14 protein-coding genes are annotated in these 18,414 nt (G+C 69.0%); all 14 read left to right on the plus strand.

Annotated features, from left to right (window positions below; all coding sequences use genetic code 11):
* The first annotated feature begins 3 nt into the window (after nt 1-3).
* The 14 genes from FXF50_RS04635 (at nt 4) to FXF50_RS04700 (ending at nt 18,395) form a co-directional block, all read left to right on the plus strand.
* Nucleotides 4-735, plus strand: a complete 732-nt coding sequence (locus FXF50_RS04635; protein WP_148425958.1) for a hypothetical protein — start codon at nt 4-6, stop codon at nt 733-735.
* Nucleotides 732-1,991: a DUF4255 domain-containing protein gene (locus FXF50_RS04640; protein WP_187399518.1), complete on the plus strand. Its 1,260-nt coding sequence runs from the start codon at nt 732-734 to the stop codon at nt 1,989-1,991. The genes FXF50_RS04635 and FXF50_RS04640 overlap by 4 nt, the downstream gene beginning before the upstream one ends.
* Nucleotides 1,988-3,865: an ATP-binding protein gene (locus FXF50_RS04645; RefSeq protein ID WP_148425960.1), complete on the plus strand. Its 1,878-nt coding sequence runs from the start codon at nt 1,988-1,990 to the stop codon at nt 3,863-3,865. The genes FXF50_RS04640 and FXF50_RS04645 overlap by 4 nt, the downstream gene beginning before the upstream one ends.
* A complete protein-coding gene (locus FXF50_RS04650) occupies nt 3,865-7,623 on the plus strand; it encodes a DUF4157 domain-containing protein (RefSeq protein WP_148425961.1) in 3,759 nt (1,252 codons plus the stop codon). The genes FXF50_RS04645 and FXF50_RS04650 overlap by 1 nt, the downstream gene beginning before the upstream one ends.
* Nucleotides 7,620-7,886, plus strand: coding sequence for a hypothetical protein (locus FXF50_RS04655; protein ID WP_148425962.1), 267 nt, complete (start codon nt 7,620-7,622; stop codon nt 7,884-7,886). The genes FXF50_RS04650 and FXF50_RS04655 overlap by 4 nt, the downstream gene beginning before the upstream one ends.
* The gene (locus FXF50_RS04660; protein WP_148425963.1) at nt 7,883-8,527 is read left to right on the plus strand and encodes a hypothetical protein; all 645 of its coding nucleotides are present in this window, start codon (nt 7,883-7,885) and stop codon (nt 8,525-8,527) included. The genes FXF50_RS04655 and FXF50_RS04660 overlap by 4 nt, the downstream gene beginning before the upstream one ends.
* Nucleotides 8,524-8,898, plus strand: a complete 375-nt coding sequence (locus tag FXF50_RS04665) for a hypothetical protein (protein WP_222865993.1) — start codon at nt 8,524-8,526, stop codon at nt 8,896-8,898. Before FXF50_RS04660 ends, FXF50_RS04665 begins: the two co-directional genes overlap by 4 nt.
* Nucleotides 8,895-10,022, plus strand: a complete 1,128-nt coding sequence (locus FXF50_RS04670) for a hypothetical protein (RefSeq protein ID WP_148425964.1) — start codon at nt 8,895-8,897, stop codon at nt 10,020-10,022. The genes FXF50_RS04665 and FXF50_RS04670 overlap by 4 nt, the downstream gene beginning before the upstream one ends.
* A 12-nt stretch (nt 10,023-10,034) precedes the next feature.
* Nucleotides 10,035-10,574 carry a phage baseplate assembly protein V gene (locus tag FXF50_RS04675; RefSeq protein ID WP_148425965.1) on the plus strand — a complete coding sequence of 180 codons (540 nt, stop codon included), beginning with the start codon at nt 10,035-10,037 and terminating at the stop codon, nt 10,572-10,574.
* Between the two features lie 85 nt (nt 10,575-10,659).
* On the plus strand, nt 10,660-10,893 hold the full coding sequence (locus FXF50_RS04680; protein ID WP_222865994.1) for a hypothetical protein: 234 nt from the start codon (nt 10,660-10,662) through the stop codon (nt 10,891-10,893).
* A 10-nt stretch (nt 10,894-10,903) separates the two neighbouring features.
* On the plus strand, nt 10,904-11,266 hold the full coding sequence (locus FXF50_RS04685; RefSeq protein ID WP_148425967.1) for a GPW/gp25 family protein: 363 nt from the start codon (nt 10,904-10,906) through the stop codon (nt 11,264-11,266).
* On the plus strand, nt 11,266-13,812 hold the full coding sequence (locus FXF50_RS04690) for a putative baseplate assembly protein (protein WP_148425968.1): 2,547 nt from the start codon (nt 11,266-11,268) through the stop codon (nt 13,810-13,812). Before FXF50_RS04685 ends, FXF50_RS04690 begins: the two co-directional genes overlap by 1 nt.
* Nucleotides 13,813-13,896: 84 nt before the next feature.
* On the plus strand, nt 13,897-16,314 hold the full coding sequence (locus tag FXF50_RS04695; protein WP_148425969.1) for a putative baseplate assembly protein: 2,418 nt from the start codon (nt 13,897-13,899) through the stop codon (nt 16,312-16,314).
* Nucleotides 16,311-18,395, plus strand: coding sequence for a hypothetical protein (locus tag FXF50_RS04700; protein ID WP_148425970.1), 2,085 nt, complete (start codon nt 16,311-16,313; stop codon nt 18,393-18,395). Before FXF50_RS04695 ends, FXF50_RS04700 begins: the two co-directional genes overlap by 4 nt.
* Nucleotides 18,396-18,414 lie beyond the last annotated feature (19 nt).

Below are 18,414 nucleotides of genomic sequence, written 5' to 3' on the forward strand. Positions count from 1 at the left end.
GCCATGGACTTTCTCGACCGGCTCGTCGATCGGCAGCGCCGCCCGCTGACCGGCGTACGCCCTGAGCTGCCTTCGCGCTATGAACCGGTCACCGACGCGCCCCGAGAGGTCGAAGAGGTCGCGTCCGCTTGGACCGAGCCGGCTGTGCGCCCGCTGCCGGCCCCCGTCGCCCACGTCGGCCGGCGCGGCGAGCCCGAGCGCCCGGCCGTCACTCAGGCCGCGACGCGACGTGATTCGGCACCCGTGCTCGTGCCGTCCGAGCCGGTCCCGGCGCCGCCACCGCCGCTGGCGCAGCCCGTGGCGCGAACCACCATCGCCCCCGTCGTCGAGAGAGTCGTCGAGCGCAGCGAGCCGGTGCTGCACCGGCACCTCGCTGCCCCCGCCGACCAGGTAGCCAAGACTCCACCGTCCCCGGCCCGGCAGCCGATCCCGAACGGTGAGCGCCTCCCGACCGAGGCCGCCGAACGACGATCGCGCGCGCTTCCGGCTCCGATGCTCCCCGGTGCCGCCGACCGCGTGGATGACGCCGAGGTTCACAATGTGCTGGATGAGGCACTGACGCGCACGACGACTGTCTCCATTAGCATCGGCCGCATCGAGATCCGGCCCTCGGCGCCGGTGCCGGTTCGTCAGACGCCACGGGTCGAGGCGCCCGTCACCGCACCACGCCCGGCGTACCGTCCGCGGCTGAGTCTCGAGGAGTACCTCGATCGGCCCGACCGGGGCTGGTCGTGAGTACGGCGCTGGCGGTCGCCGCCGCTACCGAGGCACTACGCCGCCTGCTCGAGGTGTGGCTGGCGGATGCGAGCGTGGACGCCGACCTCGACGGCGGGCACGCCACGGTCTCCGCGGTTCCCCCGGACCAGCTCTCCCTCAGCGGCCCGGGCGCGATGCTCGGCCTCAATCTGTTCCTGCACAGGGTCTCCCTCAACCAGGGGTGGCGCAACGCCGGTATGCCGTCGGTGGACAGCGCCGGCAACCGGACTGCGAACCCCCCGCTTGCGCTCGACCTGCACCTCGTGCTGTCCGCCTACGGCGTCGGCCAGCTCCAGCCGGAGAAGCTGCTCGGCCACGGAATGCAGGCGCTGCAGCAACACCCGTTCATCACCCGCGAGATGCTCGGCGACCTGCTTCCCGCGAGCCTTGCCGCAGCTGGGCTCTCCACGCAGGTCGAGCTGCTACGCGTCGCCCCTGAGTCGATCACCGGCGAGGAGGCGTCACGGCTCTGGTCGGCGTTCCAGGCAAAGTACCGTCCGAGCTTCTACTACAGCGTGTCGGTCGTGCTCATCGAGACGTCGGTGCCCGTGAGGTCCGCGCTTCCTGTCCTGGTACGGGGCGGCAGGCTCCCCGGCGGGGCCGAGGCCGGCGTGACGGTCGCGCCCGAACTCCGAACCAGGGTCCCGACGTTGTTCGGGCTGCGCCCGGCCGGTGGGCATCACGTGGCGCGAGCGGGCGGTGCGGTCGTTGTCGACGGTGAGCTGCTCGCCGGCACTCAGCGCGTCGTGCAGCTGGTGGACCGACGCCGAGGAGTGACCGCCGAGGTGGTGGTCGGAGCCGGTGCCGGCGGCCAGAGCTTTAACTTCACGGTGCCGGCGACGCTCGATGTGGGGACGTACGACGTGACCGTCCAGGTCGAGCCCAGCCCTTCGGCACCGAGCCGTACCACGAACCGGCTGCCCCTCACGGTGGCCCCGCGCATGACCAACACCTTTCCGCTGTCCGTCAACCGGGACGGCAGCGGGACGGCGACCCTGACCATCGACTGCGCGCCCAGCGTCGCACCGGACCAGCAGGTGTCGCTCATCCTCGGGACGCGCGAGGTCGACGCCCAGCCACACCCGGCTCCGGCGACCTCGCTGCAGTTCGTCGTCCCCGACGCCCCCGTGGGGTCACACCTCGCGCGCCTCCGGGTCGACGGCGTCGAGTCGGTCGTGGTCGACCGGACGGTCAGTCCGCCGGTCTTCCTCGACGTGCGGGTGGTGGTGTCGTGAGCATCAGCCAGCTGCCGGGCAGGGAGTGGACCGGCACGAATCAGCAAGCGCTGAACGACGAGTTCGAGCGTCTGCTCACCGCGTTCGCTGGTGAGACGACCGTCGAGCTGGATCCCCCGTCCTCGGCAACAGCACTCGGCCACGTCGCGAACGCGTTCGGCCTCACCGCCTTCGAGCGCGGGCTGCTCACTCTCTGCGCGGGTGCGCAGCTGCACCTGGGGCTGAGCCGAGCCGTCGCCGAGGCGGCAGGGGCCGTCACCTGGGCGCTTGCTCACGACCTGCTGCCCGAGCCGCACTGGTCGGCGATGTCCCCGGGGGGAACCCTGCGTCGCTGGCACCTGCTGGAGCTGGGGGCAGGACCAGTAGCCCACGCGCCCCTGCACATCGGTGAGCGCATGCTGAACTTCCTGGTGGGCGTCGACGAGCTCGACCCGCTGCTCGTCCCGCTGGCCGCCCGGCTCCGGCCGGCCGGCCTGATTCCCGCGTCGCACGTCGCCGTCGCCGACCAGATCGCGCGAGCCTGGGCAGATCCCACGTCCCCCTGGGTTGCGGTCTCCCTGCACGGTGACGACGAGGACGGGCGCCTGGACGTGGCCTGGGCGGCGTGCGCAGCCCTCGGCCTCGAGCCGTTCCTCGTGAGGGGAACCGACCTGCCGGCCGGTCCGGTCGAGCGTGACCTGCTCGCACGGGTCTGGACCCGCGACTCACTGCTGTCGGGGGCTGCGCTGGTGCTCGAGAACGACCTGACCGAGGTCGCCGTGGGTGGATGGCTGGAGCGCGTCAACGGCCCGGTGCTCATCTGCTCTCGGCACCGGGCGGGTGGCTCGGGCGTCGTACACCACGAGGTGTCCCGGCCCCCCGCAGCCGAGCAGCGCCACCTGTGGCGATCTGCCCTGGCGGAGCACCACGCGGACGACTCGTGGTTGGAGACCGCGGACGTGCTCGCATCGACGCACCGGCTCAGCGCACGCGAGATCGTCGGATGCACTCGCCTGACTGCGAAGGCCGATGACCCGGGTGAGCTCACCCGGACCCTGCGGGCACAGCTGCGACGCAGCGACCTCGACGGCCTGGTTCGGGTGATCCGCCCACGAGCCCGCTGGTCGGACTTGGTGCTGCCGGCGGACCGCTTGGAGCTGCTGCACGCTCTCGCCGACCAGGTACGAACCCGGCGGGTGGTCCACGACGACTGGGGTTTCGCCGAAAAGGGCGGCCGAGGACTCGGCACCACCGCACTCTTTGCCGGTGAGCCCGGCACCGGCAAGACGCTGGCCGCCGAGGTGATCGCGCGGGAACTCGACCTCGAGCTGCTGCACGTGGATCTGTCCGCGGTGGTGAGCAAGTACATCGGCGAGACCGAGAAGAACCTTCGGCGCATCTTCGACGGCGCGGACGAGACCGGCGCCATCCTGCTCTTCGACGAGGCCGACGCACTCTTCGGCAAGCGCAGCGAGGTACGCGACAGTCACGACCGGTACGCCAACATCGAGGTGAGCTACCTGCTCCAGCGGATGGAGGCCTACCGCGGGCTCGCGGTGCTCACGACCAATGCCCGGGCGAGCCTCGACCCTGCGTTCGTGCGCCGCCTGGGCTTCATCGTGCAGTTCCCCTTCCCCGACGCGGACCATCGGGCGCGCATCTGGGCGGGCGCGTTCCCGGATCGGACCCCGACCGAGGGCCTGGAACCACGCGTGCTCTCTTCACTCGCGGTGAGTGGCGGCGCGATCCGCAACATCGCGGTCGCCGCCGCCTTCCGCGCCGCCGCCGCGGAGGGACCCGTCCGGATGGAGGAGATCGCCTGGGCAGCGCGAGCCGAGCTGGCCAAGGCTGAGCGCACCGCCGCACCGAGCGACTTCGCGGGCTGGAGTACGTGATGAGTGAGCACGAGTACACCTCCGACCACGCGGACTCGGGTGGCACCGCATCGCGTCCAGCCCAGGACACGTACGAGGCGCAGGCAGACCGGGCGGCGGACCGGGCGCTCGCCACACAGCCCCAGTCGTTCGCGCGTTCGGCGAACGCCTCCTCCAGCAGCGGCGGCGGCAGACCGCTGACCAGTGCGGAGTCGGCGTACTTCGAGCCGCGCTTCGGGTACGACTTCGCCAGCGTGCGCATCCACGCCGACACCGCCGCGAGCCGGCGCGCCGACGCGCTGGGCGCAGCGGCGTTCACGCAGGGCAGTTCGATCACCTTCTCCCGGCCGCCGGACATGAACAGCACCGCGGGTCGCCGGCTGATGGCGCACGAACTCGCGCACGTCGTCCAGCAGTCGCGAACACCCGCGTTGGCGGGAACCGTCCAGCGGCAGCCGAAGACCGCGCCCGGCATCAAGAAAGTGCTGATCTACCGCAAGGCGAAGAAGATCAGCGTCATCCTCACTGACGGCACGATGTTCACGCTGAAGCTGGTGAAGGAGGAAGGCACGCTGCCGCCGGGGAGCTACACGGCAAGCCACGTCAAGGACAACCCCGGCGGTGACTCGATCAAGACGTCGGACAACAAAGAAGTGGGAAAGCTGGACAAGCTGTACATCCAGCCGCCTCCTGGGGTGCCCTACACCTGGACCGAACTCGCGACCTCCGAGTACGAGATCACGATCTACGACCTGCGTCGCCCCGGTTCTCGCGACGAGGAGCTCCAGTCCGACAAGGGGGCCAAAGGCGGCAAGGGAAGCCAAACCTCGGGCAGTGGTACGGGCAGCGGCACCGGGTCGGGAGACGCCAAGGACGGGGGCAAGAAGGGCGGGGACAAGACTGGCGGGGACAAGGACAGGAAGGGCGGAGACACGGGCGGCACCGAGCAGGGACTGCCACCTGAGAGCGATGCCGAGAAGAAGGCCAAGGTCGACCGAGTCCTCAAAGAGCTCAAGTCCGTGTCCAACGCGCAGGGAAAGCCGCTGACCAAGGAGCAGCTCGACAAGTTCGCGGAGATGAGCAGCGCGGAGCTCGCGGACGTGCTCAAGTACCTCAAGACCACAGCGGCAGAGTCGGATACGCCGATCGACGAGTCGGCCGAGCTCGACAAGTACCTCCAGATGAGTCCGTCCGACCGGGAGCTCCTCCGGATCAACCAGCACCTGCTCACCGATGCCAAGGCAGGCGAGCTGCCGGACGATGTGAAGATCGCGCTAACGGTCTCCTCGGACAAGACCAAGACGCTCGCCGAGAACACCGCCAAGGTCAACGACGCGCTCAAGAACCTCAAGAAGATCCACGCCAAGGTCACCCACGACACGTTGCTCGACAAGGCGGAGGCTGACCTCGACCCCATCGAGCTGGAGAAGCTCCCGGTCTTCCGGGAGATGATGATGCTCGAGGGCCTCCTCGCGGGAGCGAGCCAGAGGTCGGCCAAGATCGAGGAGTCCGCCAAGGACCTCACCAAGAGCATCGCCGGGATCCGCGACTACGTCCTGGAGGAGATCCTCTGGCTGGCCGCCGAGCTCGGCGCGAGCTACATCATCGGCGCCCTCACGGGGCCCATCGGTACCGGCCTGGCGGCGGCCCGCGGAGCCATGCTCCTGCATCGGCTCAACAAGCTGCGCAAGTTCCTCCAGAAGGTCGAGCAGGTGTACTCGACCTACCAGCGGATCACCTCGATCGTCTCCAAGGTCAGCGCGGCCTACGCGACGTACAAGTCGTTCGAGGCGAACTTCGCCGACGGCCTGGCCGAGCTCGGAAGGCTCCAAGACCTAACCGATGACCCGAATCTCGACGAGAAGGCCGCCGAGCTGGCGGTCGAGAAGCTGGAAGAGCAGGAGAACAAGCTCGTCGAGAAGATGCTGGCGCAGTTGGAGAACAACACCGGCGTCGGCGCACTCCTGGAGTATTTCGACATCCCGGAGGATGCCACCGAGGAGGACCTGCGGCAGATTCTGTTCAACATTCCCAAGGGTCTCCAGGAGCTCAACGCGCTCATGGCACGGTACCGGGCGAGCGGACGGGACCTGGAGGCGGTCAAGCTGCTGACCTACAAGTCCGTCCTGGTCGGCGCGTTGCTCTATCCCTTCGTCGGTTTCCTCGCTCGCGAGATCGGCTCCAAGCTCTCCGACCTGATGACGGAGCAGGACCTCAGCGACCGGCTGCTGAACGTCATCGATCGTGCGAGCAGGGGCAAGCAGGGCTACAAGGCGCCCGGCGCTGCCAAGACCCGCGCCAAGCTCAAGACCGCGAAACACAAGCCGAGGGCCAAGCCGAAGACGCCGAGCCCCACAAAGAAGGACCCGGGAAAGCCGGTCGCGCCTCACAACACCAAGAAGAAGGGCGACGCCGACCCGGACAAGGACGTGAGCAAGCCCCACGAGCCCAACAAGAAGGCGCCTCCCACCCAGGACGACTCGGCCAAGCCGAAGACTCCGGCCAAATCCGGCGACACCAATGACCCGGCCAGAAAGCCGGAGACCGACAACTCGCCGGACGCGAAGAAGAAGGCGGACGAGCCCGACCAAGACAAGCCGAGCAAGAAGAAGACCGACCCCGACAAGGACTCGGACAAGAACGAGCCGAAGGACTCCAAGGACCCGAAGGACCCCAACGATCCCAAAGACCCGAAGAACCCGAAAGATCCGAAGGATCCCAAGAGCACCGGTCCGGACGACGTCGAGTGGCAGCAGGTGGTGATGAAGGTCAACGCGCTGCCGGGCAAGAACCTGACCGAGGGCGCGACAAAGAACTCTCTGCTCAAGCAGGCCAACAAAATCAAGAAGAAGCACAGCAAGGTGTGCGGCCGGGTCGCCGTAGGGCGAGTCGCCGACAAGGGCGAATGGCGGGTCACCATCGCGCGCAAAGGTTCGCCGACGGTCAAGGCCGAGGCCCAGGTACTGATGGGCTATCGCGACCGGTGGGAGGCCGGGCGCAAAGCTGTGGAGCGCGCGGTCGGCAAGCTCGACGCCGCGAGCCGGACCAAGGCGACGATCGAGAGCGCGATCGCGCAGTTCAAGACGGCGTACTCCTACGCCGCCCTCGACGTGGTCGACCACACCACTGCGGACCGGTCCGGCTTCACCGTGGTCGGCAGGATGGGCAACGCCGCTCGCCGTGACATCGCCGACGTGGACGACCTGAACGGCTTGCACACGGGCGAGAAGAGCGACCCGATCCCGATCTACTGGTACAAGGACAAGTCCTGGTATCCCGGATACGCCAAGCCGATGAAGTTGACCATCGACGGCGAGGCTGTCGACTTCAGGATGACCGACGGGCCCCGCGATGTCACGTTGAAGGACGGGACCAAGGTGCCCATCGGTGTCGACAAGAGCAACATCGTCGAGAAGGGCACGCTGCTGTATCGCGAGAGGGGCGACGAGCGCGACCCCACACCGATCGACAACTTCAAGTCCGCCCTGAAGCACGCCGGCTACAGCCAGTGGGAGGACAAGGACATCGACCACATCAGAGACCTCGCGTTCCAGGGCACCAACAGGTACTCCAACCTGTGGCCGCTGAATCGCGAGAAGAACCGGCACGCGTTCAACGGGACGTGGTACCGCAACTACGGCATCCAGTACCTCGAGAAGAAGGGCTCGACCAAGCTCCTCACCGGGACCCTCTACACCCTCACGAAGAAGTGGTTCACCGTCGAGGGCATCGAGCCCCGTGTGCGTGGGTACGGCGGCCGGTCGAAGGCGAAGCCATGACAGCGCGACCAGGTCGATCGGTCCACGTCGAGCTCAGCATCGACGCCCTCGTGCTGCCCGCCGGGTGCGGTGGGGAGCAGGCCGTCCGCGACGCCGTCGAGCACGCGCTCCGCGAGCACCTCACGGAGCGGCTCGGCCACGACGTCCCGACGACGACGCGCCACGCCGACGTCACGGTGGACCTTCGCGAGCCGGCCGCACGCGATGCCGCCGGGCTCGGTCGCCAGGTCGCGGCCGAGGTGACCAGGGCGGTGCTGCCGTGATCGGCCCGCGTCTGGTCAAGGGTGGCCTGGTACAGGTGGATGGCGGCACGGGTGCCATATTGCGCGTGGTGAGCCTGCAGTACAACCCGGACAGCCTGGCGAGAAACCTCAAGCTGCAGCAGTCCGCCGAAGGATCTGACGTCACGGAGGCGCTGCGCATCACGGGACCACCGATCGAGACGCTGAAGATCGAGGCCGAATTCGACGCAACGGATGCCATGGAGAAACCGGAGCAGCATCCGGCGACGGTGGCCCTGGGCATCCACTCGCAACTGGCCGCTCTGGAGGGCCTGGTGCATCCGCGCGTCGACGACCTCATCCGCCGCGACGCCCTTGCCGCCTCGGGCGCGATCGAGATCCTGCCCAGCCGGGGGCCGTTGACCCTGTTCGTCTGGAGCGCCAGGCGAATCCTTCCCGTCCAGGTCACCGAGTTCGCCGTGACCGAGGAAGCCTTCGACGCCCTGCTCAACCCGATTCGCGCGAAGGTCTCGATCGGGATGCGTGTGCTCACCGCCGGCGACCTCGGCTACGACCGCCGTGGTGGCGGCATCTACCTGTCCTACCTGCGAGCCAAGGAGTCACTGTCGACACGGGTGTCGAGAACCACGCTCAACACCCTGGGAATCGGAGGTCTGCCATGAGCGACGACCACGCCCGTCAGCAGCTGGCGAACCTGCTCTCGCAGGCATCGACGGTGGTCCCGCCCTTCCCGCAGAACAGTCGCTACCACGTGACGCCCGTGGCAACGCTCGTCGACTCCGACGGCAATCCCGTGCGCTACCTGCGCCGCCGCTTCCTGCCCGACCCCGCGGCACTGGTGCAGTTCGCCCAGCACCGCGTCGCCCCCGGCGACCGACTCGACCTGATCGCTACCGAGGCGCTGCAGGACCCGGAGCTCTTCTGGCGCATCTGCGACGCCAACCGCTGCCTGCATCCCGACGAGCTGACCGCAGTCGTCGGCCGCCGGCTGCGCATCACGCTTCCCGAGGGGCTACCGGGAGGTCCGCTATGATCGAATCCGCCGACTTGACCCTGCTCATCGGTCCCGGAGTCCCGGTGCCCGCTCCGCGCAGCGTGATGCAGGCCGTCAGCTCGGTGCGGGTGACGACTGGCACGCAGCAGGCCGGGTTCCAGATCGTCCTTGAGGCGGGCCCCGCCTCTGACGTGGTGCGGACCCTGCTTCCCGCCGGATACTTCGACCCGATCGTCTCTCGGGTCATCGTCATGGTGTCCATACGGGGACTGCCCCACGTGCTCATCGACGGCGTGGTGACACACCACGAGGTCACGCCCTCCAACACCCCCGGCGGATCCACTCTCACGGTGACCGGTGAGGACCTCACCGTGCTCATGGACCTCGTCGAGATGCCGTTCATGCGCTCCCCCGCCATGCCCGAGATCACGCAGCTCTACATGATCCTCGCGAAGTACGCCGCGTTCGGCGTCGCCCCCGTAGTCATCCCGCCGATCGTGAGTGCGCTGCGAAACCCTCTCGACGGGATCGACACGCACACCGGCACCGACCTCGACTACATCCAGCAGCACGCGTCGCGGTGCGGCTACGTGTTCTACGTCGAGCCCGGGCCGCTCCCGGGATCAAGCGTCGCCTACTTCGGGCCGGACGTGCGCCTGCCTGTTCCTCAACCTGCGCTGAGCGTCAACCTCGACGAGGCGACCAACGTGGAGTCGCTGTCGTTCAGCCTGGACGGCAAGGCCAAGAAGGTCACCGTCTACACGATCTTCGACCCCGTGACGCACAAGATACCGATCCCGGTGCCGGTGCCGAACGTCAATCTCTTCAAGCCACCGCTGGGCCTGCGGCCGACCCCGCCGGCACGAGTGGAGTTCGCGGAGGAGGGCGGCTCTCTGGAGCCACCCGAGGCGGCCAAGCGCATCCTCGGGGATCTCATGAAGTCCTCCCACGCGATCACTGGCGAGGGCACCCTGGACGTCCTGGCGTACGGCCGGCCGCTTCGAGCTCGCCAGCTCGTCGGCGTGCGAGGCGCGGGCACGGCGTACGACGGCCTCTACTACGTCAACCGCGTGACCCACGACCTGAAGCCGCGCTCATACAAGCAGTCCTTCTCGTTGTCGCGCGACGGTCTGATCTCCCCCACCCCGGTTGTTCCCGTCTAGAGAGGCACTCCGATGACCGCCACCACCAGCCACAGGGCGACCCGACACTTCGGCAAGTACCGCGGGACCGTGGTCAACAACATCGACCCGATGATGCGCGGTCGGCTGCTGGTCGAGGTCCCCGACGCGATCGGCCTGGCGCCGTCCAGCTGGGCGGAAGCGTGCGTGCCCTTGGCCGGTCCCACAGGGCCACCGATGGGCACCTGGTTCGTTCCTCCCGTCGGCGCCGGCGTCTGGGTCGAGTTCGAGCGTGGTGACCTCTCACGGCCGGTCTGGTCCGGCTGTCGCTGGGGCTCACCAGCGGACCCTCCGACTCTTGCGCTCAACGGCCTGCCCGTGTCCCCGAGCATCGTGATGCAGACGGCCGGCCAGAACGCGATCGCGATCTCGGATGTCCCGGGACCCACCGGCGGCATCATGCTGAAGAGCGCGACCGGCGCGACCCTGATCGTCAACGACACCGGGATCTACATCCAGAACGGGAAGGGCGCTTCCATCGTGATGGTCGGCCCGACGGTGACGGTCAACGCCGGCGCGCTGACGGTGGTGTGACATGCCCGGTCCGGTCTTACACGCCGGTGCCGTGGTCACCTGCTCACACGGGGGCCAGGCCACGCCGTCCGCTCCGGTTCCCCGGGTGCTGGTGAGCGGCATGCCGGTCGCGTCGCTGCCAGCGCCGTACCTCGTCGCCGGTTGCTCGTTCGTGCCGCCCGCCAACGGGCCATGCACGACAGGTCAATGGCTCGTCGGCTCGACCCGCGTCTTGGTCAACGGGCTGCCGATCGTCCTGCAGACGGGAGCCTCTGTCTGCGTGCCGACGGGCACGCCGCTGCTGCCCGTCTCCGCCCAGACCCGGGTCATCGCCAGCTAGGAGCCGCCCGATGCATCTCGAGCATCCCTTCCACTTCGACGGCCGCGGCCGAACGGCCGACGGGCCTCGTGCGATGTGGCTGCGCGGGCTGGTCGAGCAAGTGCTGCTGACGCAGCCGGGCGAGCGGGTGAACCGGCCGTCGTTCGGCTCCGGCCTTCGCCAGCTGCCGTTCGAAGGGCTCAGCGACGAGCTAGGCGCTGCCACGGACTTCCTAGTCCAGGCAGCCCTTCAGCAGTGGCTGGGGGACCTGCTCGCCGTCGAGCGGGTGGAGGTGCGGGCCCAGGACTCGACCCTGCTGGTCACCGTCGCCTTCACCGAGATCTCGACCGGTGAGTCCCACGTCGAGACGTTCGAGCGAAGGGATGTCGGCTGATGGAGCCTCTGGTCTTCCGCTACGTTGACGCCGAGGTACGCCGTGCCGCGGTGGCCGCCAAGCCGCAGCTGAACGCGGTGGACTGGCTCGAGGTCGCCGATCTCGTGCCCGGCGAGCTCCCGCCTGCCCAGCAGGCGGAGTACGCCTCGATGCCACCGGGACCGCAGCGTGACCAGCTGCTGTGGCAGCGGAAACTGACCGTGCACTTCGTCAACCCCCTGACAGCGACCCACCAAGCGGCACTCTCCGCGACCGGCGTCGTCATCTCCGGCGGCGAGCGGATTCCAGCGCCCTCGGTCAGCGTTCTGGGCACCGGCTTGGAAAGCGTCACCCTCCGCACGAGCGCAGCCGGGGACACCTCGCGCTACCGGCTGGAGGTGGTGCGATCCGCTATCGACCGCCGCGCCCCGGCAGGATTCGACCCGCTGCTGAATGGCATGGACTTCACGTTCAAGGTCAGCTGTCCAAGTGACCTCGACTGCCGCCACGGGGGCGTTTGCCTGAGCGCCAGCCCGACCCAACCGCGGCTGGACTACCTGGCCAAGGACTACGCGACGTTCCGGCGGCTGATTCTCGACCGACTCTCCCTGATCAACCCGGACTGGTCCATCCGATCCCCCGCCGACCTGGGGATGGCGCTGGTCGAGCTCTTCGCGTACGTCGGCGACCGGCTCAGCTATGCGCAGGACGCGGTGGCGACGGAGGCTTATCTGGGCACCGCACGGTTGCGCCGCTCGGTTCGCCGTCACGCGCGGCTGGTCGACTACTCGATGCATGACGGGTGCAACGCACGCACCTGGGTGCAAGTGCGCGTGAACGCTGACACCACCGTGGCGTCCGCAAACCTCAGGTTCCTCACCCGGCTGCCGGACCTGCCCGAGCGCATCGCGCCGGGCACGCGCGACGAGTCGGCCGCGGAGGCGGGAGCGGCCCAGTGGTTTGAGCCCGTCATCGCGGAGCTGGACCCCTCGATCGCGGTGCCGGAGCTGACCTTCGCCGCCGCCCACGACGAGATGTGGGTGTACGACTGGGCATTCCCCGACTACGCCCTTGCCCCGGGTTCGACCGAGGCCACCCTGGAGGGTCACTTCCCGCAGCTCTCCGCTGGCGACGTGCTGGTTTTCGCGCAGGCGCACAGTCCGGTCACCGGCCTGGCAGCCGATGCCGATCCGACGTTGCGGCACGCTGTGCGGCTCACGGCGGTGGAGGCATTCGATGGTCCAAACCACCTGACGGACCCGCTGACCGACGTGGAGATCACCCGTGTCTTCTGGACCGAGGCGGATGCCTTGCCGTTCGGGCTGTGCGTCGCCGCGGCCGGCGACATTCCGGCGGGTCGACCGCCCGTCACCCGAGGCACAGCGGCATGGGGCAATGTCATCTTGGCCGACCACGGCCGGACCGTGCGCGAGGAGAAGCTGGGCAGCGTGACGGGCCGTCGGTTCTGCCCCACGCTCGCCCACGGCCCGTTGACCCAGGCCGCGACCGTGCGGGTGCGGCGGGAAAATCGGGGCCATGTCCGGCTGCGGTTCGACTCGACGGCGCCGGCGTACGCCGCACTCGACGTCCAGCCGGCCACGGCCCGCCCGCAGCTCTGGCCGCACAGCACGCTTGACGGGGACACCACGGACTGGACGGCCGTCCCCGACCTGCTCGACTCCGGCGCGGAGAGCCCCGAGGTCGTGGCCGAAGTGGAGGTCGACGGGACCTGCCGGCTGCGCTTCGGCGCATACGGGCACGGCCGGTCGCCTCGGCCGGCAGAGGCTTTCACCGCCACCTACCGGCACGGAAACGGCGCCGCCGGCAACATCGGTGCGGACTCTCTCGGCCACGTGGTCACCACCGACGGTCGAGTCACCGGCGTGCGCAACCCGCTGCCGGCTCGCGGCGGCACAGAACCCGAGACCATCGAACAGGCACGCCGCCGGGCGCCGGAGGCCTTCCGAGCCCAACGCCGCGCTGTCACGCCGGCAGACTACGAGCGGGTCGCCCTGGAGTCCCCCGCGGTGCAGCGCGCGGCCGCGACGTTGCGCTGGACCGGCAGCTGGCACACGGTGTTCCTCACCGTGGATCCTGCAGGCGAGAACACAGTTGACCGGTCGTTCGAGGAGGCCCTGCTCGGGTACGTCGAGCCTTTCCGGCTGGCCGGCCACGATCTCGAGGTGGACGGACCCCGGTTCGTCGCGCTCGAGCTCGAACTCGAGGTCTGCGTCGCGGCTGAGTACTTCCGCAGCGATGTCCGTAAGCGACTGGCCGCAGCCCTGTCGGCTACCGACAACGGTGATGGCACGCGCGGCCACTTCCACCCCGACGCCTTCAGCTTCGGTCAGCCGGTGTACCTGTCCCCGATCCTGGCTGCGGCGCGGGCGGTGCCAGGCGTGGACTCGGTGCAGGCCACCGTGTTCCGGCGTCTCGGGTCAACCTCAGGGGTGGCCCTTGCGGAGGGACGACTGACGCTCAGCCGCCTCGAGGTGGCTCGCCTCGAGAGCTCTCCGGACTTCCCCGAGCACGGTGTGCTCCGGATCGTCCTGAACGGCGGAAAGTGAGGTGGGCCGATGACCTGCCACGGAGCGTGCTCTGGGAGCTGTGGCTGCGTGTGCGAGGCACCGGCGCCGGCCACGCCCGAGGTCGTGAGCAACGCACCCGGCCTTGCCGAAATTCGCTACCGCGTCGGGAGACACAGCTCGGTCAAGGCGTCGATCCTGCGCGGTCTGGCCGACCACAACCTGCCTGCGCTGGCGGGGCTCGGGGCCCGCGACGACGTCGATCCGACGATCGCTCTCGCCGACGGCTTCGCCTGCATGGCCGAGGTACTGACCTTCTACACCGAGCGGATCGCGCACGAGTCGTTCTTGCGGACGGCCGTCGAACGCCTCTCGATCGTCGAGCTGTCCCGGCTGATCGGATATCGACCCGACCCCGGCGTCGCCGCGGAGGCGTGGCTCGCGTTCACGGTCGAGGAAGCCCGGACGCTCCCCCACCAGCCAGCACGGCCGGTCCAGGTTCATGTCGGTACGCAGGTGCAGAGCGTTCCCGGTCAGAACGAGCTGCCCGTGACGTTCGAGACCGTCGCGCCGATCGAAGCCAGGGCGGAATGGAACGCCATCCCACCCGTTCGTTCCCAGTGGCCCTCGGAGCTCAAGGGTCGTACGTCGCTGACGCTGGCCCGAACCGGGCACCGGCTGAACCCGGGCGACCGGCTGCTCATGCTGGGATCTGCCCGGGCGACGCAGAGCAGCAGCACCGACTGGGAGGTGCGTGCACTGTCGGGCGTCGAGGAGGACAGCGCCACCGACACCACCGTGGTCACGTGGGACGTGGCCTTGACCAAAGCGATCCCCGTAAGCGGCGCGACAGTGCACGTGTTCCGGCTCCGGGCCCCTATGTTCGGACACAACGCACCTAGCCCCTGGCTCCTCTCCACCTCGGGGACCTCGCTGGGGAACCTCGCGGACCTTGCTACGGGCACCTGGAACAACTTCGCTCTTCCCACCGACAGGGTCGACCTCGATCAGGCCTACCCGCAGGTGGTCAAGAACGGCTGGGTGCTCGCACAGCAGCAGGGCCAGTCCGACCATCTCGCTCGGGTGAGCGGCGTCTCGTTGCCCTCCTGCAGTGACTTCGGCCTGTCCGCCAAGATCACCCGCGTCATGCTGGACAACACGCTGCCCTCGACGTTCGAGCGCAGGAGTTCGGTGGTGTACGCACAGTCGGAGCAACTCCCGCTCACCGCCGATGCGCTGACGAGTGCTGTCGAAGGCGACCAGGTGGTCCTGGACACGGAGGTCCCCCTCGTGTCAGGACAGCCGCTCGCTGTCCAAGGCCCCGCCGCCGGCGCGCCGCTAGGTGCCGAGTTGCTCTCGGAGGTCGTTCGCATCGCCGCCACCGCAGACGCCGTGGTGGTCGCCTCGGGCCGCACGACCGTGCGGTTCGTGCGTGCTCTGTCGCGGGCGTACGACCGCACCAGCACGACATTCAACGCCAACGTCGCCCCCGCGATCGAAGGGGCGGGCGTGGGAGAGATTCTCGGCAGTGGCGACGCGACGGCAGTGGGCCAGGCGTTCGTGCTCAAGCAGCAGCCGCTGACCTGGACCGCCGGTGCAGGCGGGCGCGACGCGCAGCTGGAAGTGCGGGTGGACGAGGTGGCCTGGGATCACCGGAGCAGCCTCTTCGGGGCCGGCGCCGAGGACCGTGTGTACACGGTCGAGACTCGCGACGACGGAACGTCTCTCGTCCGCTTCGGTGACGGTGTCGAAGGAGCCCGTCTCCCGACCGGTCAAGCCAACGTACGTGCTCGCTACCGCACCGGCCTCGGCGCCGACGGCAACGTGAGGACGGGCCAGCTGACCACCCTGCTGTCTCGCCCGCTGGGCATCGCCTCGGTCGCCAACCCGGCGCCGGCCATGGGAGGTGAGGACCCCGAGCCTCTCACGCAAGCCCGCCGCAACGCGCCGGTTACCGTGCGTACCTTGGACCGAGTCGTCTCGCGGCTCGACGTCGAGGACTACGCGCGCGCCTATCCGGGAGTGCTCACGGCCAGTGCCGCATGGATTCCGACCGGCTCCTCCCGGGGGTTGGCGCTGACCGTGATGGGGCCGGGCGGGGCGTTGATCGATGCGTCGGTGCCGACGTACCAGAACCTCTTGGACGCACTGCGCAGCGCGAGCGACACCAGCCTGGCAGTCACGCTGCTCAGCCATGTGCCGGTGTTCCTCACCTTGGCCCTTCGGGTGCTCCCTGATCCGGATCGTGTGGCCGAGGCCGTGCTCGCCGACGTGCGCCGGCTCCTGCTGGACGCCTTCGGGTTGGAGTCCCGCGAGCTCGGGCAGCGGACCAGCGTCGACGAGGTGGTCACGCTCGCTCACCGCGCTCCTGGCGTGGTGGCCGTGGACGTCGAGCGCCTGCGCCGGTCTGACGCTCCGGCGGATGTCGACGTTCAGCATCGGGTCCCTGCCCATCCAGGCGGGCTCGGGCCCGCGAATGCGCTGCAGCCGGCAGAGATCATCACGCTGCGCAACGAAGATCTGACGCTGGAGGTGCTCACATGAGAGGCGCCGAGCTGCTGGCTCTGCTCCCAGCGATCTACCGATTGCGTGACGAAGCCATCGCCAGCCGGCTTCCGGCGCAGCTGACCGCGGCAGAGGAGAGCGAGCTGCTCGCTCTGGATGCTCTGGGCGGAAGCGCAGACGAGAAGGACAGTGTGCGCCGGGAGGTACTCCGCGCGAAGTTGACTCGCGGACCGCTCGGGGCCTTCCTCGAGCTCGTCGCAGAGCAGGTCACGATTCTCGAGGACAGTATCGACCAGCTGTACGACGACCTTTTTGTGGAGACGGCCGCGCCGTGGGCGCTGCCCTACCTCGGCGATCTCATCGGCTACCGCCTGCTCCATCCGAGCAGCTCGGGTGAGGGAGCTGCCTGGGACCGCCGTGCCGAAATCGGTCACACCATTGCGCTGCGACGACGCAAAGGCACAGCGTCCATGCTGGAGCAGCTCGTCCGGGACGTCACCGGATTCCCTGGTGCCGCCGTGGCCGAGCTCTTTACGCGACTGGCGACCACCCAGTCGACCAACCACGTGCGCCTGCACAATCAGGTGGCGCCGTCGCTGCGTGACGGAACTGCCACCGACCGCGTCGGTACGGCGTTCGACGCGATCCCCCGCACCCTCGACGTACGCGCCATCGAGTCCGGGGCAGCCCGCGTCAACGTCGGCAACGTCGCCTTCTTCGTGTGGCGGCTGGGCGCGCTGCGCCTCGAGGGAAGCCCGGCCGTCAAGGTTGCAGTCAAGCGCTACAGGTTCCATCCGCTGAACATCGACTGCCCGCTCGTGCAACGCCCGGAGCGGGAGGACGAGATCAGCCACTTGGCCGAGCCCGTCAACGTGCCGGGGCCGATCACGCGGCGCCGCATGCATGACGACCTGCCCCGTCTCTACGGTCCGGAACGCAGTCTGGCGATCTGGCTCGACGGCGTACTCGTGCCGGCGGCGGACGTGTTGGCAGCCAACCTGGCGGACTCGGGAGGCGGCTGGATGCGGCCGGCGCCCCCCGGCAAGGTGGCGGTGGACCCCGTGCTCGGCCGGCTCACAACCTCCAGCAGCCCAACCGACGTACGGGTGATGTTCCACCGCGGCGGCGTGACCGGGGCCTTCGGTGGCGAATACCCACGAGCGCACACGTTCGGCTCCTTCGACGGGTCGGTCGTCCGGGTGCCCAACGACCACGCCACCGTCCAAGCGGCCCTGGACGAGCTCGGCGGCGCCGGCGTCGTCGAGATCACCGACTCCGGGATCTACCAGGAGAACCTCACCGTCACCGTCTCGCCCGGCGCGATGATCCAGCTCCGGGCCGCTGACGGCCGGCGCCCGACGTTGGCGCTGGCCGGCATGCTGACCGTGCAGGGCGCAGCCGGCTCCGAGGTCGAGCTCAACGGTCTGCAGATCGCCAACCGACCGGTCATGGTGCCGGCCAATACGTCTCTGGTCAGGGTGACCTTGCGGCACTGCACGGTGGTACCGGGTGCCAGCCTGAAGGCGGATGGCACGCCGGTCGCCCCTGGGGCGCTCGCCGTCGACGTACGCCGCGACCAGACCGAGCTCGTCGTCGAAAGCAGCAGCGTCGGCGCACTCAAGGGCACGTCGCGCACGCGGATGACCATCATCGACAGCATCGTCGACGCCACCGACCTCGAGCTCGAGGCGGTCGGAGCGGGCGGCACCGCGACCGGCGAGCTGGTCGTGGAAGCGTCCACGATCATCGGGCGGCTGCGCGCACAGCGACTATCCATCTCCGACTCGATCGCGCTCGGCCTTGTCGAGGTCGTGAACCGGCAGGCCGGCTGCGCACGGTTCAGTTACCTTCCGCCGGGCTCCCTGACGCCGCAGCGGTACCGGTGCGCGCCCAACGCACCTGACGACGTTCCGCACTTCACCTCGCTGCGCTTCGCCGCACCGGCGTACGCCCGGCTGGCCGCCCGTACCCCGACCGCGATCCGTCGCGGCGCGGAGGACGAGTCCGAGATGGGTGCGCACCACCGGTTGCAGGAGCCGCAGCGCACCGCGGATCTGGTCACCCGTCTCGACGAGTACCTCAGGCTTGGCCTGCGAGCGGGGGTCATCCATGAGTCGTGAACAAGCATCAAGGAGGACG

The organism is Micromonospora sp. AP08, from assembly GCF_008085935.1.
Classification (GTDB): domain Bacteria; phylum Actinomycetota; class Actinomycetes; order Mycobacteriales; family Micromonosporaceae; genus Micromonospora; species Micromonospora chersina.